This window comes from Sphingorhabdus sp. (genome assembly GCF_044239045.1).
Lineage (GTDB): Bacteria > Pseudomonadota > Alphaproteobacteria > Sphingomonadales > Sphingomonadaceae > Sphingorhabdus_B.
Window position 1 is genome coordinate 1 of sequence record NZ_JBIICD010000023.1, and the last position, 24,911, is coordinate 24,911.

Sequence of the window (24,911 nt, forward strand, 5' to 3'; positions counted from 1 at the left end):
CACCCAAGGCCACCTGCGCTTGCACGCCGCCATTATTCGGGTCCATGATATCAGCAAAACGCGATGCTTTGGCACCTGCACCACCGCTGATGAAATGATCGATTTGACGCATATATCTTCTCCTGATTCCGTCCGCGTGCCATGCGCGTATCAATAGATTATTGCAACCATCGCGTAGTTAGCATTCAAAAATCGGCAAGGGTGTATATATGCGTAAAGCCGCACGCCCCATTTCTCTCTTATGTTTTTCAGGAGCACCTATGATTAGCCTTTTGGTCCGTGCATCCTTTGTGGCCATCGCCATCGGCGCACCTGCCGCTTATGCGCAAGACGCCGCCGAACCGGTCATTGTCGTTACCGGCAAGGGCCTTGATCAGACCAAAAGTGATCCTGCTTATGGCTCGGTTGAAATCGATCGCGCGCGCCTGACCAGCGAAGCATCGGGACGCATCGAAAACATCCTTGCCGATGTCGCGGGCTTTCAGCAGTTCCGGCGTTCAGACAGCCGTTCGGCCAACCCATCGGCCCAAGGTGCGACGCTGCGCGCGTTGGGGGGTAATGCGTCCAGCCGGACACTCTTATTGCTGGACAGCGTACCGCAGGCTGACCCGTTTTTCGGCTATATCCCGTTTAGCGCGATAACGCCTGAACGCCTGTCCTCCATCCGCGTGACGCGTGGTGGCGGCAATGGCGCATTTGGCGCAGGCGCAGTGGCGGGCACGATTGAACTGAATAGTGCTACCCGCACCGACTTACCCGACGCATCGCTTTCGGCCTTTTACGGCAGCGACAATGCGCGCGAATTGTCGGCGGGCCTCACGACCGATCTCGGCGCTGGCTTTATCAGCCTTTCGGGTCGCTGGGACCGCGGCGACGGCTTCTTCACCGCTCCCGCCGCTTCGCGCCAGCCAAGCGACGTGCGCGCCGCGTATGATAGCTGGTCCTCTGGCCTGCGCGCGGTGACGCCATTGGCGGACGGCGTGGAGATGCAATTTCGCGGATTGCTCTTCCAAGATAATCGGACGCTCCGCTTTGCAGGCGCGGACAGCAGCTCCGAAGGACAAGACGCCAGCATACGCATCGTGTCGCAAGGGCGCTGGCAAATCGACGCCTTGGCTTATGTGCAAGCACGCAATTTTACCAACATCGTGATCAGCGCGACGTCCTTGCGCAAGACGCTCGACCAACGCAATACGCCCTCGACGGGGCTTGGCGGTAAAATCGAGGTCCGTCCGCCTGTAGGTGACGCCCACCCGTTGCGCATTGGTGCAGATGTCCGCTTGGCCGAAGGCGAATTGTTTGAAGATGCGTATAGCCAAGTCACGGGGCTTGTGACCGCACGCCGCAACGCCGGCGGGCATAGCAAGACCTTTGGTGTGTTCGCGGAAAATGACTGGAACCTCGGCGCGTTGACGCTGACCGGTGGCCTGCGTGCCGACCGCTGGACGATCCGCAACGGCTTTTTTGCCGAGCGCAGCGCCAATGGCGCTGTTATCCGCGACGACAATTTTGCCGACCGGGCAAATTGGGAGACAAGTGCGCGGGTCGGCGCGCTCTATGCACCACGCGATGCCTTTGCCTTGCGCGCGGCGGCGTATACGGGGTTCCGATTGCCGACGCTTAACGAACTTTACCGGCCCTTCACCGTGTTCCCTGTCGCCACCCGCGCCAATGCAGCATTAAATGTTGAAAAACTGCGCGGCGTTGAGGCGGGCCTTGATCTTCGTCCAACCAATGGCATCTCCTTTGGTGCGACACTGTTTTACAACCGGCTGAACGATGCCATCGCCAATATCACAATTGGTCCCAATCTGCGTCAGCGCGGTAATGTCGATGCTGTCGTCGCCAAGGGGCTTGAGCTGTCGGGAGAAGCCGTTTTGGGCAAAATCGTCCTTTCGGGCTCTTACGCATATAGCGATAGCAAAGTGCGCGCGTCCGGCAGCGCGTCCGCACTTAACGACCTTTCCCCCGCACAAAGCCCGCGTCATGCCGCCAACGCGACGGTGCGTTGGACGCCAGATGCCCGGACGGTGTTCTCTGCAACGGCTCGATATGTCGGCGCACAGTTTGAAGATGATCTGGAAAGCAACATCTTACCTTCCACGCTGACATTCGATGGCTTTGCGCAAATTCCGATAACGCGTCAGGTCGCCTTGACCGGCCGGGTAGAGAATATCTTCAACGAAGCCGTGGTAACCCGCAAGGTTGATAGTTCCATCGACCTTGGCACACCGCGCATTTTATGGATTGGGCTGAAATTTACCATGGAATAACTGGCGGAGACGGTGGGATTCGAACCCACGATAGAGTCACCCCTATACACACTTTCCAGGCGTGCGCCTTCGACCACTCGGCCACGTCTCCGCATTCCCCTTGGGGACGCACGCCCCTAGCCGCTCCTTTGCGCTTTCGCAAGGCACAGTGATTTGCCATAATAGATCAAATGAAAAGATATCTGCCTTTGGTCGCCATCGCCGCTTTATGCGCGCCACTCCCGCTTTTGGCGCAGGAGGACAAAACCCACCCCGCGCCGTCGGAAATTGTCGCTGCGGCCAAAGCGAATGCGTGGGTGGCTATTAAATCATCGGACCTGATGATCATGGACCTCGCGCCCGATTCGAAAGGCAAACCACGCCGCGTGGTGATTCAGCTCATGCCAGCGCCCTTCAGCCAAGGCTGGGTTAGCAATATCCGCAAGCTAGCGACGGCGCATTATTGGGACGACACAAGCATCAACCGGGTGCAGGACAATTATGTCGCGCAATGGGGTGATGCGACCGAGAAGAAGGCTTTGCCAGAAGGTTTGGCAGTGGTTCCGGAGAGTGATTATGTCACCCCTGACTGGCCATCTAAGGATTGGATTTTTGCTCAGGCAGACGGAAGGCCCGACGCCTACGCGGGTGCCCATGGATTCTATGTTGGCTGGCCACTCGCACAAGGCCGCAAAGGGCTTTGGCCAATCCATTGCTATGGCATGGTTGGCGTTGGCCGAAACCTCTCACCCGACACGGGCAGTGGCGCTGAACTCTACACTGTCATCGGTCACGCCCCGCGTCATCTTGACCGCAATATCGCGTTGGTTGGCCGCGTGATTGAAGGCATTGAGCATTTGTCGAGCCTGCCGCGTGGCACCGGTGCGCTTGGTTTTTACGAGACGGAAGGGGAGCGCGTGCAGATCCTCTCCGTCCGGCTCGGCAATGAAGCGAAGGACGTGCTAGCCTTTGAATATCTGGACACGGAAAGCGAGAGCTTTGCCGCTTATGCCGACGCCCGCGCCAATCGGCGCGACCCGTTTTTCAATATACCCGCGGGCGGCGCGGATATTTGTAATATTCCGGTACCCATTCGCCGCAAGGCGAAATGAGTGGGCGGGTAATCCGCTTCTAACCCCGAAATGGATCGCCTGCACGCGTGCCGAACGGATGCGTGTTACGGCGTTGCGGAAACCTCGGCATCAGGTGCCTGTGCGGGTGATGACACCGAGACAGGTATGACCACAGGGCGGATCAAGGCCATTTGTTCCAAACGATCAAGCGCCTTACGGGCATCGGCATACCGTTTTGCGCGCACCATCCAAGACTGGGCCGCAGACGCGCCCGGCATCGCGGCAACCTCCGACATGGCCGCCGATAGATTTCCTGCATCAACAAAAGCTTGCGCGCGGATCAGGCGTTGTTCCGGGGAGCGTGCAGGCCTGTCATCCATGCGGAGCACGAAAAGCTGCGATAACTCCCCTTTTACGGTTTCCCAGGCGCTGTTATCGCGATTACCAGAGACCAAAATAGGCGCTAGTCTGCTAAGCTCTGTCTGCAGCGTATCGAGGGTGACGGGCGCCTGCGCGGCGGACACGATGGTCGCAACGGCCTGCGGCTGGGTTGCACCAAAGCGAAGCTGCAGCTGTTCCGCCAGATATCCCAAGGATGCGCCATTATCGAGCGTCCGACGCACGGCAAAGGTCAACAGCAGCCCTTCACCACGCACGGCGTCGCCCGATATCGCCGAGTCCGTTACATAAACCGGAACCACTTGCCCCTCGACCTGCGCCGTTGTGCCAGCGGCTGGCAATGTTGCGGGCGCAAGTTTGCCTGAAGACAAAGGCGAAGCTGCCTTTTCTGCGTCCGCCGTTTCTTGCGCTGACGGCGCGAGAATACCAAAGCTATCCGCTAGCCACCATGTCGCCGCCCCACCGCCGGCAAAGGCGACAAAAAGAAGAAGCATGAAATGCTTGAATTTCATCCCGCCACGCATGGCGGACGGTGCCGATGAATGTTCGCTCATATCAGTCCTTCAATAGCCGCGCCGCGTTCGTCTTGGCGATGCGTGGGTGTAAACTGTGCTTGGATAGCTTTCAACAGTGCAGCATCATTGGGCGCGTCGGCTATAATCCTTGCCGCCCAATTCTCCCCTGCCGCCGTGGCAATCGTGCTAGAGAATGTCGCGAGTGTGACGTCGGCGCGCGGGATGTTCATTGTACCACATAGGTCCGCAAAATGCCGAGCAGCACGCGACGAATGCAAGATAACGACATCGCTTTCTGTTACATGACGCACAAAATTGTCCGGTGTGCCGACCGTGGCGCTTCGGTAAACGATTTCGATGTCGATACGGACACCATCGATAGGCGCAACGGGGCTATGATCTTCACCAGCCAGCCATAAAAATCGTTGATGTCCGTCGGCGACTGCAATCCGCACTAACGCCTCAACACCTTCAGACCCGGTTTTAGCAACGGGCACTGACAATGCGTGCAGTGCGCTGGCGGTGGCACTGCCCACGGCATAAATTGGCGTGGCAGGATTATGTGTCAGAAATTCTACGGCCGCACGCACAGCATTGCCGCTGGTCAGCAATATCGCGTCATAACCATCTGTTGATAGGTGGGGCGTGGGCAGAACTTCGATGGAAAATAACGGCATAAGAATGGGCGCATGCCCCGCCGCGCGCAGCCGATGCGCCGTCGCATCGGCCCCCGGTTGCGGGCGGATAATCAAAAGCTTCATGATGCAAAAATGCTTCGCAAGTCGGCACTCGCTTTGCCCAACAGCTCTTGCGCAAGCTGCGCCGGGCCATCGCCGCCAATGGCGTACAGGCATTCGCCAGATTGCAGTTCGGCGCCGTTCGCGGTGAAGATTTCGGCGCGCAGTCGGATCTGCGCCCCTTCAACGCGCGCCAGAGCCGCAACTGGCGAGTGGCAATTGCCACCGACAGCGGCGAGAAACGCGCGCTCGGCATTGACGGCGATGAATGTTTCGGCGTCGTTGATTACCTCTAATAAGGGGATGAGATCGGCGCGGCTGGCCAATCGATCAATGCCGACGGCGCCTTGCGACGCGGCAGGCAAGAAGGCATCGAGCGACAATGCAGCCCCCACCTCGGCCATACCCAAACGGTCAAGCCCCGCGGCGGCGAGCAAGGTGGCATCGGCTTCGCCTGCGTCAATATGCGCAAGCCGGGTCGCGACATTGCCCCGCAATGGCACGATTTGAAAATCAGGCCGCACCCGTTGCAGCTGCGCCGCGCGCCGCGGGCTCGACGTGCCGACGCGCGCGCCTTGCTTCAAATCGCCCAATGACGCAGCCCCAATCAACCGATCATGGACGTCGGCGCGTGGCAGCATCGCTGAAATAACAAAAAGGTCGGCACGCCAGGTTTCGACGTCTTTCATCGAATGGACGGCGATATCAATTTGATCATCGATCAGCGCACGTTCCAACTCCTTGGTCCAAAGCGCCTTCCCGCCAATATCGGCCAATGGCCGATCCTGAATTTTGTCGCCTGTTGCGAGCATCGGGACAAGCTTCACCACGTCGTCAGGCAGATTATGCGCTAACTTGATTGCCGCCATGGTCATCTCGGCTTGCGCCAAAGCCAGCGGAGAACGGCGGGTTCCGATGCGCAAAGGGCGCTCGGCGGTGAATATTGGACATGTCATGCGGCTTGTTCATAGCGGCGCGTCCACCTATGGGAAAGCACAATGGCAATCATCCTGGGTCTTGAATCAAGCTGCGACGAAACCGCAGCCGCAATCGTGCGGTCCGACCGGACAATCCTCAGTCATGCCTTGGCCGGGCAAGAGGACCATCACCGCGCCTTTGGTGGCGTCGTGCCCGAAATCGCGGCGCGCGCGCATGCTGAACTGATGACGCCCTTGGTGGAAACCGCGTTGGCCGATGCCGGACTTACCCTTAACGACGTTGATGCCATTGCCGCAACCGCTGGCCCTGGCCTTATTGGCGGCGTTATGGTTGGGCTTGTCACGGCAAAGGCGCTTGCCATGGCATCGGGTAAGCCGCTGATTGCCGTCAACCATCTTGAAGGCCACGCCTTGTCGCCGCGCCTTATCGATGCGGACCTGGAATTTCCCTATTTGCTGTTGCTCGTATCGGGTGGCCATTGTCAGTTGCTGCGCGTCAACGGCGTTGGCAATTATAACCGTCTGGCAACCACCATCGATGATGCCGTGGGCGAGGCGTTTGACAAAACCGCAAAAATCTTGGGCCTCGGCTTTCCCGGCGGGCCAGCGGTCGAACGCGCCGCCGCCATTGGCAATGCCCACAACGTGCCCTTGCCAAGACCGTTGAAAGGCGCGGATGAACCACATTTCTCCTTTGCTGGCTTGAAAAGTGCAGTCCTGCGCGCGCATGAATCGGGCCAGTATAAAATTGAGGACATCGCCGCGTCGTTCCAATTGGCGGTGATCGACTGCCTCTATGACCGCATAAGCTACACGTTGGATCGCATAGATGCGCCAGCTGCCTTAGTGGTGGCTGGGGGTGTTGCGGCCAATGTGCCAATCCGCGAGATGCTGGAAAAGCTCGCGGCGCAACGCGGCATGCGCTTTGTCGCGCCGCCTTTGTGGCTGTGTACCGACAATGGCGTCATGATTGCCTGGGCCGGTGCAGAGCGTTTTGGCATGGGTTTCACGGACGGGCTGGACTTTGTCGCACGCCCCCGCTGGCCGCTGGACCCGCATGCCGCACCCGCCCGCGGCGCAGGCGTCAAAGCATGAGCGAAAGCAGATATCCCATAGGCATCATCGGCGGCGGTGCCTGGGGCACGGCGCTCGCGGCCGTCATGGCGCAAATCCACGATGATGTATTGCTATGGGCCCGCGAAGAAGACGCCGTGCGCAGCGTGAACGCTCAACATGAAAACAGCTTGTTTCTGGCCGGAACGCCGCTGTCGCCGAAAATTGAAGCTACCGCCGATCTCATGCGCATGGCCGATTGTGATGCGTTGCTGATCGTCACGCCGGCGCAGCATGTGCGCGCGACTTTATCCGCACTGCCCGACACACAAGCGCCGTTGATCTTGTGTGCCAAGGGGATTGAGGCCGACACGCAAATGCTGCTGTCCGACGTCGCCGCGCATGTGCGTCCGCACAATCCTTTGGCGGTACTCTCCGGCCCGACCTTTGCGCATGAAGTCGCGGCTGGAAAGCCAACCGCCGTAACGCTTGCGGCCGCAAGCCCAGCTTTGGGTTCGGCCCTGATGCACAATATCGCCACCCCTTCTTTCCGTCCCTATTGGACCGACGACGTCGTTGGCGCGGAAATTGGCGGCGCTGTCAAAAATGTGCTCGCTATTGCCTGTGGCGTTGTTGATGGCGCTGGTCTTGGCCTGAATGCCCGCGCCGCTTTAATCGCGCGCGGCTTTGCCGAAATGCAGCGTTATGGCCTCGCACGCGGCGCGAAGGCCGAAACACTTGCCGGGCTATCAGGTCTCGGCGATTTGGTGCTGACCTGCAGTTCGGAAAACTCGCGAAACTTTTCCTTGGGCCAAGGCCTTGGGCAAGGACAAACAGCGGAAAGTCTGCTCGCCGACCGCAGGACCATTGCCGAGGGCGCCTTTACAGCGCCCGTGCTTTTGAAGTCAGCGACCGCCCTGTCCGTCGAAATGCCCATCGTTTCAGCCGTTTGCGCGTTACTTTCTGGCGCGACCACGGTGGAAGCCGTCGTAACCGACTTATTGGCCCGCCCCCTTAAGTCCGAAAGCTGGTAACTGCGGCCTGAATCCGCTAGTTGACGCACAAAGGACCGCATTTGACCACAGCTAGAACCGAGGAAGAAGACATCCAAGCGCTCGCCAAAGGCGGCCGCACCAATGTCTTTGGATTTATGCTGCGGCTGGCGGCGCGTATCCCGTTCCTGTTCATCGCGGGTCGGCTTTATGGTCCCGAGGCTCTTGGTCGTTTTGCTTATGCAATTTTGATCGTTGAATTTGCAGCCCAGCTTGGGTCGCTTGGCCTACGTCGGGGTCTCGCCGAGCTCTTGTCTAAAGAAGATCAACCACACGCCCATATCATCGCGGATTGCTTGCTCGCCGCGTTGGTCGCTTCGGCGCTGGGCGCTGCATTGCTGATCGCGTTGCCGCAGTTCATGTTTCCAAATAGCGGTATCAACGGGCTAGATCGCTTCTTGCCATTGGCGATTTTTGCGATTGTGGCGACAGATATTGCGCTGTCGGCGCTCGCGTATAAATTTGACATCCTGTCCACCGTGCGCGCACGCGCCGTTGTCGAACCTTGGACGATTAGCATCGCTGCGGGTGTATTTTATTTCTATTCCGCCCGCGATGGCCTGATCCTGGCTTATGTCGCCTCTCTGGCGGCCGCCCTGGTCTGTGCGCTATGGCCCCTGTGGCGCAGCTATGGCCTGCCGCGCGGTTGGCGCCCGAGCCTGATGCGTTCCTTTGGCATTGCGCGGCGTAACCTGCCGCTTGCTGCTGCGGATGCGGCCGAATGGGGCAGCCGGCGACTAGACCTTGCCATATTGGGCCTGTTCGCTTCGCCAGCGGTGGTCGGGATTTATTATGTCGCGCAACAAGTCGCGAGCTTACCGCAAAAGTTGAAAACCAGTTTCGACCCAATTTTGGGGCCTGTCATTACCCGCAATTTGCAGACGCAAAACTATGCAGAAATCGCTAAGCAAGTCGGCCAAGTCGGCTTCTGGATCATTGCGGCGCAGGTTGGAATTGCTTTGGCACTTGGTATCCCCGGCGAAGCCGTAATGGGGCTGGTGGGTCCTCAATTTGTTGGCGGCGCTATGGCGCTTGCCTTTTTGCTTGCAGCAGAAGTTGCCGCCGCCACCGCCGTAGTCAGCGAATCCGCCTTAGTGTATATGGCACGCCACCGAAATCTTTTGATCTCGCTCGGCATGCTCATTGTACAAGCCTTAGTGAGTGTTGGCCTCATCATCCTCGTCGACGATTTGCCCATTAAGCCTGAACATGTCGGCCTATATCAGGCGGCGGCGGTGGCGTGCGGCCTGACGATCTCATTGGGTATCGGGTCGCTCATCAAATCCCGGTTTCTGTCGCATTTGCTTGGGCAGAATATTCGGGTTTGGCGCTGGACGCTGCTCGTTGCCGTCGGGGCTGCGGCATTGCTTGGATTCATAATCGTCAGCGTGCCCGCGCGCTTTGAATGGGTCGAGCTTACAATTGGTATTCCCGCCATTCTCGGTCTTTATGGTTGGATCATCTGGCGCTGGGGCTTTAGCCCAGCGGACCGAGTCCTTTTCCGCAAGACACGGGATTAACGTAAGCGCTTAGCAACCAAATCAGCAATGTCCGCTTCTGGCCGCGCGCCATAATGCGAGATGATTTCTGCTGCACACACCGCGCCCATGGTCAGGCATTCCGTCATAGGGCGCCCCTGCGCTAGTCCAGCAAATACACCAGACGCAAACAGGTCGCCTGCGCCTGTGGTGTCGACCAATTGCGCCACCGGTTCGGCGCTGACTTCGGTCCGTACTCCATTTTCGACGGCAATCGCGCCATGTTCGCCGCGCGTGCAGACGAGCAATGGAACCTTGGCGGCGATAGCCGCAACCGAAGCTTCGAAATCGTCGCTGTTATTCAGCGCGCAAATTTCAACTTCGTTGGAGAATAAAATATCAATCCGGCCAGCGTCCATTTCGGCAAGGAAGTCAGGGCCGTGCCGCGAAATCACAAATGCATCTGACAAGGTCAAGGCAACCTTACGGCCGGCGGCGCGCGCGACATCAATGGCAGTCCGCATGGCGGCGCGTGGTTCTTCGGGGTCCCACAAATAGCCTTCTAGATACAAAATCGCCGCGCTTTCGATCAGTGATTTGTCAATTACCGATGCAGGCAGATATTGGGAGGCACCCAAAAAGGTGTTCATCGTGCGCTGCGCATCAGGTGTGACCAAAATGTAGCAACGCGCGGTTGATGGCGCACCGTCGCGGGCGGGAACGTCGAAATGAATGCCGCCGGCGCGAATGTCATGCGCGAAAACTTCACCCAGCTGATCGGTTGCAACTTGCCCGATAAATGCGGTCTTGTGCCCAAGCCGCGCAAGGCCAGCCAAGGTGTTTGCCGCCGAACCACCGCTGATTTCACGGGCAGGCCCCATATGCCCGTAAAGCGCCTGCGCACGTTCCTCGTCGATAAGCTGCATGCTGCCCTTATTGAGGCCTTCGCTTGCGATGAAAGCATCATTGGTATCGGCGATGATATCAACAATGGCATTGCCAATGGCGAGGACGTCGAAGCGGGTATCGGTCATAAAGGTTCCTAGTTAAGCCACGCGCGCCCTAGTTGGATTGGACATTTCCAGCAAGCGCTTTAGAGAGGCGACATGATCCAGGCGCTGATGCTTTCGTTCCAAAGTCTGTCCGACAGGCGTGTCGCTGCTGTCTTGGTTAAGATAATTTTTCTCACCATTGTTAGCATCGTCATTCTGGGTATTGGCCTCTGGTTCGCCCTGCAAAGGGTTTTCGGATGGCTCAATGTAAATGATGACGGCTTTTGGTCGGGGCTGCTCTCGGGTGCCATGATCATTTTATTCAGCATTTTGCTGTTTCGCGTTGTAGCCGTTGCGATGACATGGGTTTTTGCCGATGACATCATTGATGCCGTCGAGGATCGACATTATCCGCGGCAAGCTGCATTGGGCAAGCGGCCAAGCCTTGGTGCAGGCCTGCAAATGGCAGTGCGGTCGATAGTGCGCGTGCTGGGCTATAACCTCCTCGCTTTGCCACTGTACCTGCTTCTGCTGTTCACCGGCGTCGGCACCGCGATCGCGTTCCTTCTGATCAACGCATTGCTTTTGGGGCGCGACTTGGAAGATATGCTCATCGCCCGTCATGGCGCGAAGGGCGCGATGAATAAATTGCCCCGTTTGATGCTGGGACTAATCGGAACTGTCGGAATGCTGGTACCGCTGGTCAACTTTCTGGTGCCCATTTTGGCCACAGCCACGGCGGTTCATTTGGTCCATTCAGGAAATTCGAAATTATGAAGCATGTACTTCCCCTCACCGCAACCGCGCTGTTGCTGGCAGGCTGCGTTTCTGCGCCGGAAGCGCGTGCGCCAGTACGTCAGCCCGCACCCGTTGAGCGTAAGGCGGCGCCTCTTCCAACCCGTACGGTTATTGTAACGCGGGGGCTTGAAGGGGTGATCGGTAAAGACGCCAATGCCTTAAAACGCGTATTCGGCGAACCACGGCTCGACGTTATCGAAGTATATGGTCGCAAGCTGCAGTTCGTCGGCAAGCCCTGCATCCTTGATGTGTTTCTCTACCCCGAACGCAAGGGTGGGCGCGAAGTGGCCACCTATGTCGATGCACGCCGAAGCGACGGAACCGCCGTAGACCGGGCGGCTTGCATTGAGGGGCTATTAAACCGCTAAGTCGAGGCATCCCACTCGGCACGGACCGACGGATCTTGCTCTGAAGGCGCATATTCCATGCGCCGCCGCGCTAACGCTTCAGGCGACAGCCGCCCCAACGCCCAAATCGCCGCACCGCGCACCACTGGTTCGGGATCAATAAGCAAATTTTCAATCTGCGAAACAAGTCCCACATCACGGCCATTGCCAGCCGCGATCAAGACATTGCGTACAAAACGATCCCGTCCGATCCGTTTGATCGGCGATCCGGAAAACAGCTTACGAAACGCGGCATCATCCAATGTCAACAAATCGGCAATCTGCGGCGCAACCAATTCTGCACGCGGCAAAAATGCCTTATGCGCCGCCGCCGTTTCGGCAAATTTGTTCCACGGACACACAGCAAGACAGTCATCGCAGCCATAGATATGATTGCCCATTAAGGGCCGAAGCTCGGGATCAATCGGCCCCTTATGCTCGATCGTCAGATAAGAGATGCAGCGACGGGCATCGAGGCGATAGGGCGCGGGAAAGGCATTGGTCGGGCAAATATCTTGGCACGCGCTGCATGATCCACAACTGTCTTCGGCAGGCAAAGCGGGCTCTAGCACGGAGGTGGTATAGATCGCGCCCAGAAACAGCCAACTGCCATGTTCCCGGCTGACAACATTGCTGTGCTTGCCCTGCCATCCAAGCCCTGCGGATTGCGCCAAGGCTTTCTCCATCACGGGCGCGGTATCCACGAAAACCTTAACGCCGACATCTGCTTCATACGCCAGCCATCCCGCCAGCCGTTTGAGCGCGCCCTTTACAACATCATGATAATCGCGCCCTTGGGCATAGACCGAAATGCGTGCGCGCGTGTCTTGATCGGCAAGAACCATGGGGTCCTGTGGCGGGGCGTAGCTCATTCCCAACATGATGACCGATTTGACTTCAGGCCACAAAACATCCGGATTCGCGCGTTCATCGGCGCGGCTTTCCATCCAGAGCATGTCGCCATGTAGGCCGTCCCTCAGCCATTGTTGGAGGCGTTCGCTGGCCAGCGGCGCAAGGCGGCCAGGCGCGATGCCAAATGCGACAAAGCCTTCCTCCTTTGCCCGGTCTTGCAGAGCATCAACTAAATTTGACTTGTCTCTCGTCACGCGCCGACCTTATTCAACGCCCTCGTACACTCCGGGGCACATCAGAATATATGCAATAGAGGCAAAGGGACGCGTAAAGCAATTCCACGGCCTTTATGCGGTCGATTGAGTGAACCTAAAAATTCCACTCAGGCAGCGTTTCTGGTGCCTTGAAACCAAGTGGGCACGCAAGCTGTCCATCAAGATTCGTCGTTAAAGCGCGCGCAGCACCGATTGGGTTGCAGTTCGAAACTGGATTGACATTTTTGTAAGTAGTGGCAGTTTCTGGCGTGAGAGAGGATTCGAAAAAATGGCCACTGCCCCGATATTTGAGAGCGATTCGCTACCCTATGAAGTGAATCAGGCACCGCACCGCTGGGATGTAACCAAAGCGGATATTTACCTTGAGGATCGTTGGCATCCAGTATTTAAGGAAATGCGCGAAAAAGCCCCGATTAACAAAATCGAAGGCTCCGATTTCGGTAGCTATTGGAATGTCACCACGCTGAAAGCGATTCAGCATGTTGAGGCATTGCCAGATATTTACTCATCTTCCTTCGAACATGGCGGCATCACGCTGATCGACGACAACGCGCTCGCCGAACCCATTCCCGAAGAGGAAAGAGTCGTCATGCCTATGTTCATTGCGATGGACCGGCCTAAACATACCGAGGAACGTCGCGTCATCGCGCCGGCATTTACGCCAGGTGAAATGGACCGCATGTCCGGCGACATCCGCAGCCGCACCGCGGAGTTGCTCGATTCTTTACCCATTGGCCAAACATTTGACTGGGTTGATCTGGTCTCAATCGAGCTGACGACGCAAATGCTTGCCTTGCTGTTCGATTTCCCTTGGGAAGACCGCCGCAAGCTGACCGAATGGTCGGATTGGGCAGGTGACGTTGAATTGTTCCGTTCTGAAGAAACCCGCAAAGCGCGGCTCGCCAAAATGTTCGAAATGGGTGCCTATTTCCAGAATCTCTGGAACGAGCGCAAAAACAAAGGTGAAGCCCCTGACCTGATCAGCCGGATGATCCATTCGCCGATGAAGGACATGGACCCGTTGGAATATATGGGTAACCTTATCTTGCTGATCGTCGGCGGAAACGACACGACGCGCAATTCCATGTCTGGCTATGTTTATGGCCTGCATAGCTTCCAGGATGAACGCGAGAAGCTGGAAAAGAACCCTGCCTTCATTACCAACGCGGTCAGCGAAATCATCCGCTGGCAGACGCCGTTAGCGCATATGCGGCGGACTGCAACGCAGGACCATGACCTGTTCGGTGCGCCGATCAAGGCGGGCGATAAAATTGGCATGTGGTATCTGTCAGCCAATCGCGATGAGACTGTGTTCGAAAATCCGGATAAGCTGATTGTTGACCGCGAAAACGCACGCCGGCATCTAGCGTTCGGTTATGGCATCCATCGCTGCGTGGGTGCGCGACTTGCCGAGCTGCAAATCCGTATCCTGCTGGAAGAAATGGCAGTGCGCCGCCTGCGGCCGAACGTGGTTGCAGAACCAGAGCGTGTCGCCGGTTGCTTTGTCCATGGCTATCGCAAGATGGATGTGGAGCTGTCCCGTTATTGATATGAAACTTTTGGGGCCATCGCAGCCTATGTGCTGCCAGGGCTTTTGAAGGAGCATGTCATGCAACTGAGCAAGCGCCAATTCCTGTCCTTCTGTAGTGCAGGCGCGGCTGTGTTCGTCTTGGGCTGTGGCCGGGATGCGACGGCCAAGCCGCGCTTTGCCGTCACCTATAGCGATGCCGAGTGGAAAAAACGTCTGTCGCCGGCGGCCTATCGCATATTGCGCCAAGAGGACACCGAGCGGCCCTATAGCAGCGCGCTGAACAGCGAAAAGCGCAAAGGTGTGTATGTTTGTGCTGGCTGTAACACGCGGCTGTTTTCCTCAGCCACAAAATTTGAAAGCGGCACTGGCTGGCCGAGCTTTTACACATTTTTGGCGGGCGGCGTTGGCACGAAAACCGACTATAAAATCGGTTTGCCCCGGACAGAAGTGCACTGCGCGCAATGTGGCGGGCATCTTGGGCATGCCTTTAATGATGGGCCTAAGCCCACCGGCAAACGTTATTGCATGAACGGCGCCGCCATGAAGTTCGTGCCCGGCTGATCCTGTCGGACAGAATCGCGAGGCTAGTTACTTCGGCCCCTCAATGCCCGAAAAGTCGAGTTCAGCTGGCTTTTTTGCGCTATCCGCTTTGCCATGACTTTCGATAATCGCGGCAATTTCCGATGCACGGCCGTCTTGCTTGGCATATTCGCGGGCTGAATATCCGGCGCGGCTGTCGGTTTTATCCGGGTTGGCCCCCGCCTTTAATAAGGCGCGCACAGCTTCAGTATTGCGGAGTTGGACGGCCAGAATAAGCGCCGTTTCACCCGCTCGATTGCTTTGGTCGACCTGCGCTTTTCTGCGGGTAAGCGCTTCGATACCCTCCACATAGCCCAGTTGGGTGGCGAGCATTAAAGGGGTCGTACCTTTTTTGTCAGCCAAGTTTGGATTGGCACCTTTTTGCAGCAAATAGCCAAGCCACGTCGAATCGCGGCGCTGGATCACAATATGTAAAGCGGTTTCACCAGAGGTAATATCGCGCGTATTGATGATGACCGAGCCGGGTTCTGACAAAAACTTTTCGGCATCTTCACCCTTGCGGTCTTTCACCGCTTTGAGGAAATTATAGCTGTCCGAAAACTGTGCCATGGCAGCAGGCGCGACGACACCGCTGGTTACCGGCAAGAGGAGACCAGCCACTGCAACGCAAAAAAATGTCTTTTTCAACAGAATGTGCCCCATTTTCATATCTAATACCCTTGATAACTGCGCTTTAGCAGACCATCTCTTGCCTCGCTATGAACAAAACATCCCTTTTTGCCTTATCCGCCCTTCTGATCCTATCCGCATGCGACTCTGGCCCCGCGCAAGTGCCGCTCAGCGAAGCGCCGCTGGCGGGGGCGACAATTGGCGGTGATTTTCTGCTGACGGATCAAGATGGTAAAAAGCGTAGCTTTAAGGAATTCGACGGCAAATATCGCATCGTCTATTTTGGCTACACCTATTGCCCTGACATCTGCACGCCCGATATGCAGAACCTCATGGCGGGTCTAAAATCTTTTGAAACCAAAAACCCTGATTTGGCGGCCAAGGTTCAACCGATTTTCATTACCGTTGATCCAGCGCGCGATACGAGTGCGGTGCTCAAAGAATTTGTCAGCGCCTTTCATCCGCGCGCTATTGGTCTGACTGGCACCGATTCAGAAATCGCCGACGCTGCCAAGACATTCGCGATTTATTCCAGTCGGGTCGAAGGCAGCTCGCCGGAAAATTATCTGATAAGCCACAGTCAGACGCCTTATTTGATGGGACCAAAGGGTGAGCCATTGGCGATCATGCCAGCCGATGTGCCTAACACCGACGCCAATGAAGGTGCACCTGATTTGGTAGAGGCTGAACTGGCCAAATGGGTCCGTTGATGTGACCAAAGTTCCCTTTTGGGAGGCGCCGCTCGCAAGCCTCGATCGGGCGCAGTGGGAAGCCTTGTGCGACGGATGCGGCAAATGTTGCCTCAACAAGGTGGAGGACGAAGATACAGGCCGCATCTATCCGACCAATGTCGCCTGCAAATTGCTGGACCTGCAAAGCTGTCAATGTTCCGATTATCGCGGTCGCAGGGCCATCGTCCCAGAATGTCTCCGGCTCACCCCGAACAAAATCGAAGATTATGTCTGGCTGCCGTCCACATGCGCATATGTGCTCCGTGCGGCAGATAAACCTTTGCCAGAATGGCATTATTTGGTCAGTGGAGATCGCCAAACGATACATGATGCTGGCATGTCCGTGAAAAATAGGGCTATATCGGAATTGCATGCTGGACCGCTTGAAAACCATATTGTCGAACAGCCGCTCTGATCCCATTGTGGTGATCGAAGGCGAACGCCTACCCGTGCGTATCCACCGGAACATCCGCGCAAAGCGTATTTCCATGCGCGCCGATGCCATCAAACGCGAAATCCGCATCACGATGCCGCATTATACCCCCACCAATATCGCACTCGATTTTGTCGACAAAAAGCGGGAGTGGATTGCGACGCGACTGAATAGTGTCGCTGAGGCCGCCCCTATCGCCCCGGGCCGCGAAATTGCTTTTGAAGGCGAGGGCTATGTCATCGAATGGTGCGAGGAATGGCCACGCAGTGTCCTTTGTGGTGAAGGCAGATTGCGCCTTGGTGGCCCGGCAGCATCTGTCGAAGCGCGCATCCTGCGCTGGTTGAAAGCCGAAGCGCGCGCCATTTTTACCCAGGAAATCGCCTTTTATTGCGCCAAAGCAAATTCGCCAGTTCCACGCCTGTCGCTTGGCGATCCACGAAGCCGGTGGGGCAGTTGCTCAAGCCATGGCACTATTTCGCTTAGCTGGCGTTTGATCATGGCCCCCGTCTATGTGCGCCGCTCGGTCATCGCGCACGAGGTCGCGCATATCCGCCATATGAACCATAGCGCCGATTTTTATGCGTGGCTCGACACGCTGTACGAAGGAAACCGCAAGGCGGCCGACCAATGGCTCAAAATGCATGGGACCGGGTTGCAGCGCGTCGGCAGATAGAGAAAAACCAATGCTGGAAATGCGTGACACCTGCGAACGCTGCAAAGCGCCCCTGCCGGTGGACAGCAAGGACGCCATGATCTGCAGCTATGAATGCACCTTTTGCGAACCGTGCGTGTCTGGTCCGCTGAATGGTCATTGCCCCAATTGCGGGGGTAATCTCCAACCAAGGCCGAAACGCGTTAAGAAATAGGCTGCTTCAGCCCTTGGTACCGCCTCCCAGCGCGCCATATTTTTTCTCAAAACCTGCTATGTTGCCTGCCGCAAGCAATTTGGCTTGGTCGATCCAGTTATCCCGTGTGATCCGGCCAGCAAAGGCACCTAGCTTCGAATCAATGTCCGACACGTCAGCAGCAGTCCAGCTGGCGACCTGCGCAAAGCTGGTTACGCCAAGCCCCTTGAGCAGAGTGTTAACCTTGGGGCCCAAGCCCTTGATCAGCTCAAGATTGTCTGGAATGGATGCGGTTGGAGCAGGCTTTGCCGCCTTGGCCTTGGGCGCAGCTGGCGCTTTTGCTTTTTCGGCTTTGGCCTTTGGCGCTTTCTCCGCTTTGGCTTTCTCTACCTTCTCTGCTTTTTCTGGCTTCGCTTTTGCTGCTTTTTCGACTTTTGTTTTTTCTACTTTAGCCTTTGGCGCTTTTTCAGCTTTTGCTTTTGCCGCGACAGGCTTGGCCGCCGCTTTTGGCGCTGCAGTTTTGGGCGCAGTTGCTTTTTTGGTTGCAGCGACCTTCGCCGGAGCCTTAGGCTTAGCCTTAGCCTTAGCCTTAACCTTGGCCGTCTTAGACACTGGTGCCGCGGCCTTTACAACAGCCGCGACTGGCGGTGCCGCAACAGCGGCGGGTGAGCGCGCAATATCTTTTGGCGCGCTGTCTGTTTCCTTCTTCGCGCCGCCGAGCGGAAGCAGCCACCAAAGCAGTATAGCAACGATCAGGACTGCACCGATGATGATGATTAAGTTGTTGGACAATGTATTTCTCCCCGAAATCCCAATGAATATGATGTTCAATTACGCGAAAACATACAAGCGTGAAACAATTAATCCGCCCTATGAAAGTTGCAGGCTAGTCGGTGCCGGACGTCCCCTCGCGCGCCACTTCGCGCCAGCCAATGTCTCTGCGGCAGAAACCGCCCGGAAAATCGATGCTGTCCACTGCGGCATAAGCAAGGGCTTGCGCTTGCGTGACTGTATCGCCGCTTGCGGTCACGTTGAGCACGCGCCCACCGCTGGCGACCAATTGTCCGCCAACTTCAGACGTGCCCGCATGGAATATCTTCGCGTCTGTCACATCAGCAAGGTCGATGACACCGCCTTTTTCTGGCAAAGCTGGATAGCCATTTGCCGCCATGACAATTGTTAATGCTGCTTGGTGCGAAAATGTCGGAGTTTCAGCTTGCGCGAGCTTTCCGGTCGCAACCGCCAACATCAATGCGGCCAGATCGCCCTGAAAACGGGTCATCAACACCTGGCATTCAGGGTCACCGAAACGGGCGTTATATTCAATCAGCTTTGGCCCCTCGTCGGTGAGCATTAGCCCTGCAAACAAGACGCCCGAATAGGGCATATCGTGCGCCGCCATATAGGCGACGGTTGGCCGAATGATGCGATCCATAACCTGCGCTTGTAAGTCATTGGTCAACACAAAGGCAGGCGAATAAGCGCCCATCCCGCCGGTATTGGGGCCTGTGTCGCCATCGCCAACGCGCTTATGATCCTGCGCGGAACCAAAGGCGACAACATCATAGCCATCGGTCAATGCAAAGAAGCTCGCTTCTTCGCCGGTCATAAATTCTTCGATCACGACAGATGCGCCCGCATCCCCGAAACCACCGCCGAACATATCGTCGATTGCGGCCACAGCCTCGGCCCGTGTTTCGGCAATGATGACGCCTTTGCCCGCGGCCAAGCCGTCCGCCTTGATCACAAAAGGCGCATCGAACGCGTCGAGGCCCGCCATCGCCGAGGCCTTGCTGTCATATCGGGCATAGCCAGCTGTCGGGATGCCGGCCGCCGCGCACATATCCTTGGTAAAGCCTTTCGACCCTTCCAACTGCGCGGCTTTTTGATTAGGGCCAAAGACGGGAATGCCGGCGTCGCGCAAGCTGTCGCCCAAACCGCTGACCAACGGTGCCTCGGGTCCGACTACAACCAGTCCGATATTATGACCCGCGCAAAAGGCGATGACCGCCGCGTGATCGGCGATGTTCAGATCGACCAGTTCCGCGTCTTGGGCGATACCGGGATTGCCCGGCGCCGCAAAGAGTGTATCGCAATTTGGCGATTGCGCGAGCTTCCACGCCAGCGCATGTTCGCGACCGCCCGAACCGATGAGCAAGATATTCATGTCCGCAAATGACCCCTTTGAAACTGCCGACCCGCAAGTCGCTCGCCTGTTAGCCGAGGAGCGGCCCGGCGACAATGCCCAGGCGATGAGCGTATCGGAACTGTCGCTTGCCCTGAAGCGCACCGTTGAGGACCGTTTCGGTCATGTCCGCGTGCGCGGGGAGATTTCAGGTTTCAAACGCGCGGCGTCGGGGCATATCTATTTCAGCCTGAAAGATGATAACGCACGGCTTGATGCGGTGATGTGGAAAGGTGGCGCAGCGCGCCTACCCTTCGCACCGGAGGACGGGCTTGAAGTCGTCGCCACAGGCAAGCTCACAACCTATGCGGGGCGTTCCAATTATCAAATCGTCGTCGAAAGCCTTGAAGTAGCAGGCGAAGGCGCGATGATGCTATTGTTTGAAAAGCTGAAAGCGCGCCTGGCATCAGAAGGTCTGTTTGCGCCCGAACGTAAGAAGAAACTGCCCGCGCTCCCCCGCACCATCGGTGTGGTCACATCGCCGACGGGTGCAGTCATCCGCGACATTTTGCACCGCTTGGCCGACCGCTTTCCGACGCATGTCATCGTCTGGCCCGTGTTGGTGCAAGGCGAAGGTTCGGCGGCACAAATTGCGCGCGCGGTAAACGGATTTTCTGCGATGCCGCAGGATGGACCGGCCACCCGCCCCGACCTTGTCATCGTCGCGCGCGGCGGCGGGTCGATTGAAGATCTATGGGCCTTTAACGATGAAGCCGTGGTCCGCGCGGTCGCCGATTGCACGATACCGATTATCTCGGCCGTTGGGCATGAAACCGATACCACCTTGTGCGACTTCGCCGCGGATCTGCGTGCGCCAACGCCAACCGCTGCCGCCGAAATCGCGGTGCCCGTGCGCAGCGACTTGTTGCAGCGCGTCGGGCAATTGGGCCTGCGCATGGCCAACATCGTCCGCAAGCATGTGGACCTGGCGGCGGAACGACTTGAGGCGCAGCGCCGACTTATGCCGCGTCTGTCCGAGCTTGCCGCGCCGCATCAGCAGCGCACTGATGATCTGGCCGAACGCCTGCGCCAGTCGCTGCGTACGCGCGTCGGCAAGGCGGAGATCGCTTATTCCGGACCCGCGATGATGCTGCACCCGCGCCTATTACATCGCCGCGTTGAACAAAAGCAGCAACAGCTAGATGCGCTTACCCGCCTTGTGGGCAGCCTGCACCCCGAGGCCCCGCTGAAGCGCGGCTTTGCCCGTGTGACGGATGCGGACGGCAAAACGATTATGTCGCGGGCTGCGGCAGTGAAAGCGGGCGATGTGACATTGCGCTTCGTTGATGGCGAAGTTGGTGGTGTCGTTAATGGCTCTGCGCCGCCACGACCCTCAACGCCAAAAGCAACGCCGCCGACGGTTAATCAAGGCAATCTGTTTGACGGCTGAAGCGACGCATTGCCCATTGCGCGTCAATGCGCCATAATGTCCCCATGCTGATGTCTTCGAAAAACAAAGTCGCCCGCCTGCATTATCTGGCCAATAACTTTCGTGTTCTCACCGCAGGCGACCATGTCGTGTGTGCGGTGACTGGCCAAGCCATAGCATTGGAAGAGCTGCGCTACTGGAGCGTGGTCAAGCAGGAGCCTTATGTGAGCGCAGAGGCATCCACCCGCGCGGCATTGGCCAAAGGCTGAACCATTGCTGCGCACCAGCCGGGCTTTGCGCGCCATCATCACGGCTTTCCTGAGTCTGGCCTGTTTCGCGGCGCCAGTTTCTGCCCAGCCGCAGGTCCCGTCGCATATGAGCCCAGCCGAATTTTGGATGTCGGGCACAGCTGTTCAAGGCGGCTTGGTCATCGGCCGCGCACCCAAGGGAGCACGTAGCCTATTCTTTAACGACGCGGCGTTAGAGCTTAGTCAGGACGGATACTTCCTCATCGGTTTTGATCGGGATGCAGCTGAACAAGCGCGCTTGGTCGCTATGCTGGCCGATGGTAGCAAGATCGAACGCAATATCGCCGTCGCCCCGGGTAATTGGCGTATCGAAAATGTTGCCGCGGACATCACGGGCGGCGCGAAAAGCTCCGCCGAGTTTCAGGCACGGCGCAGCGCAGAGCTGGCGCAAATTGCAGCCGCACGCGCCGTGCGCAGCGATAGTGCAGGCTGGCGGCAAACATTCATACGTCCATTATCGGGCCGTATATCAGGGCTATTTGGCGCGCAACGCATCTATAACGGCACGCCCGGCAGCTATCATAACGGCATGGACATTGCCGCCCCCCGGGGGCAGGATTTCGTCGCGCCAGCCGATGGCGTCGTCACCCTTGCCGCCAATGATGCCTTCACTTTGGAGGGCCATTTGTTGATGATTGACCACGGCATGGGCCTAAACAGTGCGTTTCTGCATGCGTCCGAATTGCTGGTCAAAGCAGGTGACCATGTGCGGCAAGGCCAGGTGATTGGCCGCGTCGGTGCCACGGGCAGAGCAACGGGGCCGCATCTACACTGGGGCATGAAATGGAACAGCGCCCGGATTGATCCGAAGCTGTTATTGCCATCCGAATGACAACCGCATTTTAACGTCGCGGACGCCGCAATATCAGTTTGGCGTTTCGAGATACGCGATCAGGTCTGCACGCTTTTGCGCATTGGGCAGACCCCCATAAATCATCTTTGTCTGCGGTATGACGCGCTGAGGCTTTTCCAGAAACTGGAACAATTTTTCTTTGGTCCAAACAAAGCCGGCGCCCGCATTTGCCGCAGAATAAGTATAGCCCGGCACCGTTCCGGCCGTGCGTCCGATAATGTTATTCAAGGATGGGCCAATTTTGTTCACGCCAGCGTCGGTAACATGGCAGGTGCGGCATTGCGCAAACACCTGCTTGCCGTTGGCGGCATTGCCGGTGAAGTTCGCCAATGTGGTGCCATCCACAGTGCTCATGTCGGTTGCAGCAAGGGGGCCGGCAGGTGCGGTCGTGGCCGTCGCCTCTGCCTGTGCGGATGTATCGGTTTCACCTTCCGAACCAGCCGAGCATGCGGCAAGCATTGCCGATAAAGCCAGCAGGCCAGCTATTGCTTTTGTGTTGACCATAAATTCTCCTGTCGCGTCTTTATTGGCCCCACAGCCAATGCCTTACATACTCTACTCAGTGGAAAGTTTAGCCCACAACAATAGCCATGAAAAGGCGCTTTTATCGCATGCCCAATAGCGCATGGCGTGCAGCTGCTACGGTACGCGCGACATCGTCCGCATTGGTATTCCATCCGCAAACGCTGATCCGCATCACCCGTGCGCCGTTCCAACTGCCGCCGCTTAAAAAGGCTTCGCCGCTGGCATTGATCGACGCGATGACGGCGTCGCTAATATTTGCGCCATCTTTCGAATCGAATCGTATCAAGCCCTGATTCATTGTCGGACGCGCGATGCCTGTGGCCCCTTCAAGCTCTGCGATACCATCATAAATGGCCGCCGCATGATCGCAGCACCGCTCAATCATCGCAGCAAGGCCGTCACGGCCGAGTTCCATCAAAGCCGCTAATGCGGGAATGGCCCGCGCGCGGCGTGACCATTCGGGCGTAAAGTCCATGGGGTCGCGCACCGACCCGCCACTGGTCAGATAGGCAGCAGTCATCCGCATTGCCGCACTATGCGCGCTGGCGTGGCGCGTGATCGCCATGCCACAGTCATAAGGCGTGTTCAGCCATTTATGCCCGTCAGTGGCCCAACTGTCGGCCAGTTCCACCCCGGAAACCAAAGCGGACAGGCGTGGGCTGGCATTCGCCCAAAGTCCAAAAGCGCCGTCGACATGCACCCATGCGCCAGCCGCATGTGCAATCGGGCATAATGTCGCAAAATCGTCGCACGCGCCAATGTTGAGATCACCCGCGTTGAGAATGACAATCGTCGGTGCATCGGGCGCTTCGGCAAGTGCGGCGCGCAGAGTTTCTGGTGCCACACAGCCGGGTCCGCCACCGCCCAAAGGCACGATGCAATCGCTACCCAATCCCAAAAGGCGCAATGCTCTGGTCACCGAAGAATGGTGATGGGCATTTGCGAGCACGCGGATCACCGGCGCGCCTTGAAGCCCCTTTGCCTCAACGTCCCACCCCTTTTGCTCCAGAACCGCATGACGCGCAGCAGCCAGCGCCGTGGTGTGCGCCATCTGACAACCGGTGACAAACGCGTAACTGGCATCCGCCGGTAGCCGCAAAGCGTCTAGCAGGAAACGGCCGGCAACCTCCTCGAGAACCGCGCCAGCGGGGCTGGTGGAGGCGAGGACCGCATTCTGGTCCCATGCCGAACACATGATATCCGCTGCCAGTGCGGAAGGAAGCGCGCCGCCTTTCACCCATGCAAAAAAGCGCCCACCCGCATTGCCCGTCAGACCCGGTTCAGCAGCGGCAGCAATGGCGCGCACCACATCATTCGCCGGCATTCCGCGCTCAGGAAATTGCGCAGGCAAAGGCAAACGGATTTCGTCCGCTGTGCCGCGCGAGGCGACAGGTCGTGTGTCGAGTGAATTAAGATAACGGCGGGCTTCGGCAAAAGCGATATCGAGAGTGTCCATCGTGTGACGGTAAAAGCTTTGTCAAAACCTGTCTATGTTGATGTCAGTGACGATTTGGAACGCGGATAAAGTGTTTGGGCTTTCAGGCCAGAGGCCAGATGGAGCAATATCGGCGCATGATAGTTGGAGGTGTGCGCAGCCAACAGACAATGGTCTCTGCCTGAGATTCCCTGTTATTAGGGAATTAGCAGGGAAAATATCATTTTTCGAGGTCGATTAAGAGAGTTTTGTCTCATGGAATCCTCAGTATGCCTGCGCTTTTCGACCGAATTCCCTAAAAAAATAACAGGGAAGTGCTGCGTTGATAACAGCGAAGGTATTTGCCGATAACAGAGAGCTGGCAAATACCCATGTAATCAAGGCGATAGCATAATTGCCCTGCCCGCCACTCCCGAACGGTCAACTTAACAACCTACAAGTCGGCAACGGCTGCAATTTGGCCGCGAGCGGTCCGACGGCTTTGCGCCCAATATCGGTCATCCAAGATTTTCAGACCGCCTCTATAAGCATACGCCCATCACCGTGTCATGCTATGACAAAAATTGGTTACAGAACTGGCTGCAGGCTTTCATGGGACGAAACGTCAAACCCCGTTACTCATGTTTTGCCGCTAGCGATCATTTTGAAAATCCCGCTCGCACGAGCAATAAGGGTATCGTTGGAGAG

Annotated in this window: 26 protein-coding genes and 1 tRNA gene; 16 read left to right on the top strand and 11 right to left on the bottom strand. The window is 57.3% G+C overall.

The genetic code is table 11. The features are described from left to right. Positions 1-260 precede the first annotated feature (260 nt). Positions 261-2,273: a TonB-dependent receptor plug domain-containing protein gene (locus tag ACILP4_RS08860; protein WP_395620362.1), complete on the top strand. Its 2,013-nt coding sequence runs from the start codon at positions 261-263 to the stop codon at positions 2,271-2,273. A gap of 1 nt (position 2,274) precedes the next feature. Here the strand turns inward: ACILP4_RS08860 and ACILP4_RS08865 are convergent. Continuing rightward, positions 2,275-2,364, bottom strand: a tRNA-Ser gene (locus ACILP4_RS08865). A 79-nt stretch (positions 2,365-2,443) separates the two neighbouring features. On the opposite strand from ACILP4_RS08865, the gene ACILP4_RS08870 reads away from it, so the two are divergent. After that, on the top strand, positions 2,444-3,364 hold the full coding sequence (locus tag ACILP4_RS08870) for a peptidylprolyl isomerase (RefSeq protein ID WP_395620363.1): 921 nt from the start codon (positions 2,444-2,446) through the stop codon (positions 3,362-3,364). 65 nt (positions 3,365-3,429) lie between these two features. Here the strand turns inward: ACILP4_RS08870 and ACILP4_RS08875 are convergent, their stop codons facing one another. Genes ACILP4_RS08875 through hemC form a run of 3 tightly spaced genes read right to left on the bottom strand, consistent with a single transcriptional unit; the run spans position 3,430 to position 5,932 of the window. Beyond that, on the bottom strand, positions 3,430-4,278 hold the full coding sequence (locus ACILP4_RS08875) for a hypothetical protein (protein WP_395620364.1): 849 nt from the start codon (positions 4,276-4,278) through the stop codon (positions 3,430-3,432). Then, the gene (locus ACILP4_RS08880; RefSeq protein ID WP_395620365.1) at positions 4,275-5,000 is read right to left on the bottom strand and encodes a uroporphyrinogen-III synthase; all 726 of its coding nucleotides are present in this window, start codon (positions 4,998-5,000) and stop codon (positions 4,275-4,277) included. The genes ACILP4_RS08875 and ACILP4_RS08880 overlap by 4 nt, the downstream gene beginning before the upstream one ends. Further along, on the bottom strand, positions 4,997-5,932 hold the full coding sequence (gene hemC / locus ACILP4_RS08885; protein ID WP_395620366.1) for a hydroxymethylbilane synthase: 936 nt from the start codon (positions 5,930-5,932) through the stop codon (positions 4,997-4,999). Before hemC ends, ACILP4_RS08880 begins: the two co-directional genes overlap by 4 nt. Positions 5,933-5,974: 42 nt before the next feature. Between hemC and tsaD the strand changes: the two genes are divergently transcribed. The 3 genes from tsaD to ACILP4_RS08900 are packed head-to-tail and all read left to right on the top strand — an operon-like array spanning position 5,975 to position 9,539. Then, positions 5,975-7,009, top strand: coding sequence for a tRNA (adenosine(37)-N6)-threonylcarbamoyltransferase complex transferase subunit TsaD (gene tsaD, locus ACILP4_RS08890; protein WP_395620367.1), 1,035 nt, complete (start codon positions 5,975-5,977; stop codon positions 7,007-7,009). Beyond that, positions 7,006-8,001, top strand: a complete 996-nt coding sequence (locus ACILP4_RS08895) for an NAD(P)H-dependent glycerol-3-phosphate dehydrogenase (protein ID WP_395620368.1) — start codon at positions 7,006-7,008, stop codon at positions 7,999-8,001. Before tsaD ends, ACILP4_RS08895 begins: the two co-directional genes overlap by 4 nt. A 41-nt stretch (positions 8,002-8,042) precedes the next feature. Then, positions 8,043-9,539 (top strand): lipopolysaccharide biosynthesis protein, encoded by a 1,497-nt coding sequence (locus ACILP4_RS08900; RefSeq protein ID WP_395620369.1) that lies wholly within the window; start codon positions 8,043-8,045, stop codon positions 9,537-9,539. Here ACILP4_RS08900 and ACILP4_RS08905 read toward each other — a convergent pair. Continuing rightward, positions 9,536-10,531 (bottom strand): adenosine kinase, encoded by a 996-nt coding sequence (locus ACILP4_RS08905; protein WP_395620370.1) that lies wholly within the window; start codon positions 10,529-10,531, stop codon positions 9,536-9,538. The two genes, ACILP4_RS08900 and ACILP4_RS08905, sit on opposite strands and share 4 nt — an antisense overlap. 72 nt (positions 10,532-10,603) lie before the next feature. Between ACILP4_RS08905 and ACILP4_RS08910 the strand changes: the two genes are divergently transcribed. Both ACILP4_RS08910 and ACILP4_RS08915 read left to right on the top strand, forming a co-directional pair. After that, positions 10,604-11,266 (top strand): EI24 domain-containing protein, encoded by a 663-nt coding sequence (locus ACILP4_RS08910; RefSeq protein WP_395620371.1) that lies wholly within the window; start codon positions 10,604-10,606, stop codon positions 11,264-11,266. Next, positions 11,263-11,655 (top strand): hypothetical protein, encoded by a 393-nt coding sequence (locus ACILP4_RS08915; protein WP_395620372.1) that lies wholly within the window; start codon positions 11,263-11,265, stop codon positions 11,653-11,655. Before ACILP4_RS08910 ends, ACILP4_RS08915 begins: the two co-directional genes overlap by 4 nt. Here ACILP4_RS08915 and queG read toward each other — a convergent pair. Beyond that, a complete protein-coding gene (gene queG / locus ACILP4_RS08920; RefSeq protein ID WP_395620373.1) occupies positions 11,652-12,779 on the bottom strand; it encodes a tRNA epoxyqueuosine(34) reductase QueG in 1,128 nt (375 codons plus the stop codon). The genes ACILP4_RS08915 and queG overlap by 4 nt on opposite strands. A gap of 289 nt (positions 12,780-13,068) precedes the next feature. Here queG and ACILP4_RS08925 point away from each other — a divergent pair, with 289 nt between their 5' ends. Together ACILP4_RS08925 and msrB are read left to right on the top strand one after the other, a co-directional pair. Further along, positions 13,069-14,349, top strand: a complete 1,281-nt coding sequence (locus ACILP4_RS08925; protein WP_395620374.1) for a cytochrome P450 — start codon at positions 13,069-13,071, stop codon at positions 14,347-14,349. Positions 14,350-14,409: 60 nt separating this feature from the next. Continuing rightward, positions 14,410-14,892, top strand: coding sequence for a peptide-methionine (R)-S-oxide reductase MsrB (msrB, locus tag ACILP4_RS08930; protein ID WP_395620375.1), 483 nt, complete (start codon positions 14,410-14,412; stop codon positions 14,890-14,892). A gap of 27 nt (positions 14,893-14,919) precedes the next feature. Here the strand turns inward: msrB and ACILP4_RS08935 are convergent, their stop codons facing one another. Beyond that, positions 14,920-15,579: an ankyrin repeat domain-containing protein gene (locus ACILP4_RS08935; RefSeq protein ID WP_395620376.1), complete on the bottom strand. Its 660-nt coding sequence runs from the start codon at positions 15,577-15,579 to the stop codon at positions 14,920-14,922. Positions 15,580-15,629: 50 nt separating this feature from the next. On the opposite strand from ACILP4_RS08935, the gene ACILP4_RS08940 reads away from it, so the two are divergent. Genes ACILP4_RS08940 through ACILP4_RS08955 form a run of 4 tightly spaced genes read left to right on the top strand, consistent with a single transcriptional unit; the run spans position 15,630 to position 17,570 of the window. After that, positions 15,630-16,250, top strand: coding sequence for an SCO family protein (locus ACILP4_RS08940; protein WP_395620377.1), 621 nt, complete (start codon positions 15,630-15,632; stop codon positions 16,248-16,250). 1 nt (position 16,251) lies between these two features. After that, complete coding sequence (locus ACILP4_RS08945; protein WP_395620378.1) at positions 16,252-16,686, top strand: YcgN family cysteine cluster protein; 435 nt, start codon at positions 16,252-16,254, stop codon at positions 16,684-16,686. Further along, positions 16,643-17,377 (top strand): M48 family metallopeptidase, encoded by a 735-nt coding sequence (locus ACILP4_RS08950; protein WP_395620379.1) that lies wholly within the window; start codon positions 16,643-16,645, stop codon positions 17,375-17,377. Before ACILP4_RS08945 ends, ACILP4_RS08950 begins: the two co-directional genes overlap by 44 nt. Before the next feature lie 10 nt (positions 17,378-17,387). Further along, a complete protein-coding gene (locus ACILP4_RS08955; protein ID WP_395620380.1) occupies positions 17,388-17,570 on the top strand; it encodes a DUF1272 domain-containing protein in 183 nt (60 codons plus the stop codon). Positions 17,571-17,576: 6 nt separating this feature from the next. On the opposite strand, the gene ACILP4_RS08960 is transcribed toward ACILP4_RS08955, so the two are convergent. Both ACILP4_RS08960 and purD read right to left on the bottom strand, forming a co-directional pair. Beyond that, complete coding sequence (locus tag ACILP4_RS08960) at positions 17,577-18,341, bottom strand: hypothetical protein (protein WP_395620381.1); 765 nt, start codon at positions 18,339-18,341, stop codon at positions 17,577-17,579. A 94-nt stretch (positions 18,342-18,435) separates the two neighbouring features. Continuing rightward, entirely contained in the window at positions 18,436-19,716 is a 1,281-nt protein-coding gene (gene purD, locus ACILP4_RS08965; RefSeq protein WP_395620382.1) for a phosphoribosylamine--glycine ligase, read from the bottom strand. Between purD and xseA the strand changes: the two genes are divergently transcribed. From xseA to ACILP4_RS08980, 3 genes are all read left to right on the top strand, one after another. Further along, entirely contained in the window at positions 19,715-21,124 is a 1,410-nt protein-coding gene (gene xseA, locus ACILP4_RS08970; RefSeq protein ID WP_395620383.1) for an exodeoxyribonuclease VII large subunit, read from the top strand. The two genes, purD and xseA, sit on opposite strands and share 2 nt — an antisense overlap. A 44-nt stretch (positions 21,125-21,168) precedes the next feature. Continuing rightward, positions 21,169-21,372, top strand: coding sequence for a DUF2093 domain-containing protein (locus ACILP4_RS08975; protein WP_395620387.1), 204 nt, complete (start codon positions 21,169-21,171; stop codon positions 21,370-21,372). 106 nt (positions 21,373-21,478) lie between these two features. Next, positions 21,479-22,243 (top strand): M23 family metallopeptidase, encoded by a 765-nt coding sequence (locus ACILP4_RS08980; RefSeq protein WP_395620384.1) that lies wholly within the window; start codon positions 21,479-21,481, stop codon positions 22,241-22,243. Between the two features lie 33 nt (positions 22,244-22,276). Here the strand turns inward: ACILP4_RS08980 and ACILP4_RS08985 are convergent, their stop codons facing one another. Together ACILP4_RS08985 and ACILP4_RS08990 are read right to left on the bottom strand one after the other, a co-directional pair. Then, positions 22,277-22,768 carry a c-type cytochrome gene (locus ACILP4_RS08985; RefSeq protein WP_395620385.1) on the bottom strand — a complete coding sequence of 164 codons (492 nt, stop codon included), beginning with the start codon at positions 22,766-22,768 and terminating at the stop codon, positions 22,277-22,279. A gap of 100 nt (positions 22,769-22,868) precedes the next feature. Beyond that, entirely contained in the window at positions 22,869-24,245 is a 1,377-nt protein-coding gene (locus tag ACILP4_RS08990) for a pyridoxal phosphate-dependent decarboxylase family protein (protein WP_395620386.1), read from the bottom strand. Positions 24,246-24,911: the final 666 nt, after the last annotated feature.

Bases quoted from the DNA above. Each gene is read 5' to 3' on its own strand.
- ACILP4_RS08860 (WP_395620362.1), top strand. From the start codon at position 261: ATGATTAGCCTTTTGGTCCGTGCATCCTTTGTGGCCATCGCCATCGGC.
- ACILP4_RS08870 (WP_395620363.1), top strand. From the start codon at position 2,444: ATGAAAAGATATCTGCCTTTGGTCGCCATCGCCGCTTTATGCGCGCCA.
- ACILP4_RS08875 (WP_395620364.1), bottom strand. From the start codon at position 4,278: ATGAGCGAACATTCATCGGCACCGTCCGCCATGCGTGGCGGGATGAAA.
- ACILP4_RS08880 (WP_395620365.1), bottom strand. From the start codon at position 5,000: ATGAAGCTTTTGATTATCCGCCCGCAACCGGGGGCCGATGCGACGGCG.
- hemC (WP_395620366.1), bottom strand. From the start codon at position 5,932: ATGACATGTCCAATATTCACCGCCGAGCGCCCTTTGCGCATCGGAACC.
- tsaD (WP_395620367.1), top strand. From the start codon at position 5,975: ATGGCAATCATCCTGGGTCTTGAATCAAGCTGCGACGAAACCGCAGCC.
- ACILP4_RS08895 (WP_395620368.1), top strand. From the start codon at position 7,006: ATGAGCGAAAGCAGATATCCCATAGGCATCATCGGCGGCGGTGCCTGG.
- ACILP4_RS08905 (WP_395620370.1), bottom strand. From the start codon at position 10,531: ATGACCGATACCCGCTTCGACGTCCTCGCCATTGGCAATGCCATTGTT.
- ACILP4_RS08910 (WP_395620371.1), top strand. From the start codon at position 10,604: ATGATCCAGGCGCTGATGCTTTCGTTCCAAAGTCTGTCCGACAGGCGT.
- ACILP4_RS08915 (WP_395620372.1), top strand. From the start codon at position 11,263: ATGAAGCATGTACTTCCCCTCACCGCAACCGCGCTGTTGCTGGCAGGC.
- ACILP4_RS08925 (WP_395620374.1), top strand. From the start codon at position 13,069: ATGGCCACTGCCCCGATATTTGAGAGCGATTCGCTACCCTATGAAGTG.
- msrB (WP_395620375.1), top strand. From the start codon at position 14,410: ATGCAACTGAGCAAGCGCCAATTCCTGTCCTTCTGTAGTGCAGGCGCG.
- ACILP4_RS08935 (WP_395620376.1), bottom strand. From the start codon at position 15,579: ATGAAAATGGGGCACATTCTGTTGAAAAAGACATTTTTTTGCGTTGCA.
- ACILP4_RS08940 (WP_395620377.1), top strand. From the start codon at position 15,630: ATGAACAAAACATCCCTTTTTGCCTTATCCGCCCTTCTGATCCTATCC.
- ACILP4_RS08950 (WP_395620379.1), top strand. From the start codon at position 16,643: ATGCTGGACCGCTTGAAAACCATATTGTCGAACAGCCGCTCTGATCCC.
- ACILP4_RS08955 (WP_395620380.1), top strand. From the start codon at position 17,388: ATGCTGGAAATGCGTGACACCTGCGAACGCTGCAAAGCGCCCCTGCCG.
- xseA (WP_395620383.1), top strand. From the start codon at position 19,715: ATGTCCGCAAATGACCCCTTTGAAACTGCCGACCCGCAAGTCGCTCGC.
- purD (WP_395620382.1), bottom strand. From the start codon at position 19,716: ATGAATATCTTGCTCATCGGTTCGGGCGGTCGCGAACATGCGCTGGCG.
- ACILP4_RS08975 (WP_395620387.1), top strand. From the start codon at position 21,169: ATGCTGATGTCTTCGAAAAACAAAGTCGCCCGCCTGCATTATCTGGCC.
- ACILP4_RS08980 (WP_395620384.1), top strand. From the start codon at position 21,479: ATGAGCCCAGCCGAATTTTGGATGTCGGGCACAGCTGTTCAAGGCGGC.
- ACILP4_RS08985 (WP_395620385.1), bottom strand. From the start codon at position 22,768: ATGGTCAACACAAAAGCAATAGCTGGCCTGCTGGCTTTATCGGCAATG.
- ACILP4_RS08990 (WP_395620386.1), bottom strand. From the start codon at position 24,245: ATGGACACTCTCGATATCGCTTTTGCCGAAGCCCGCCGTTATCTTAAT.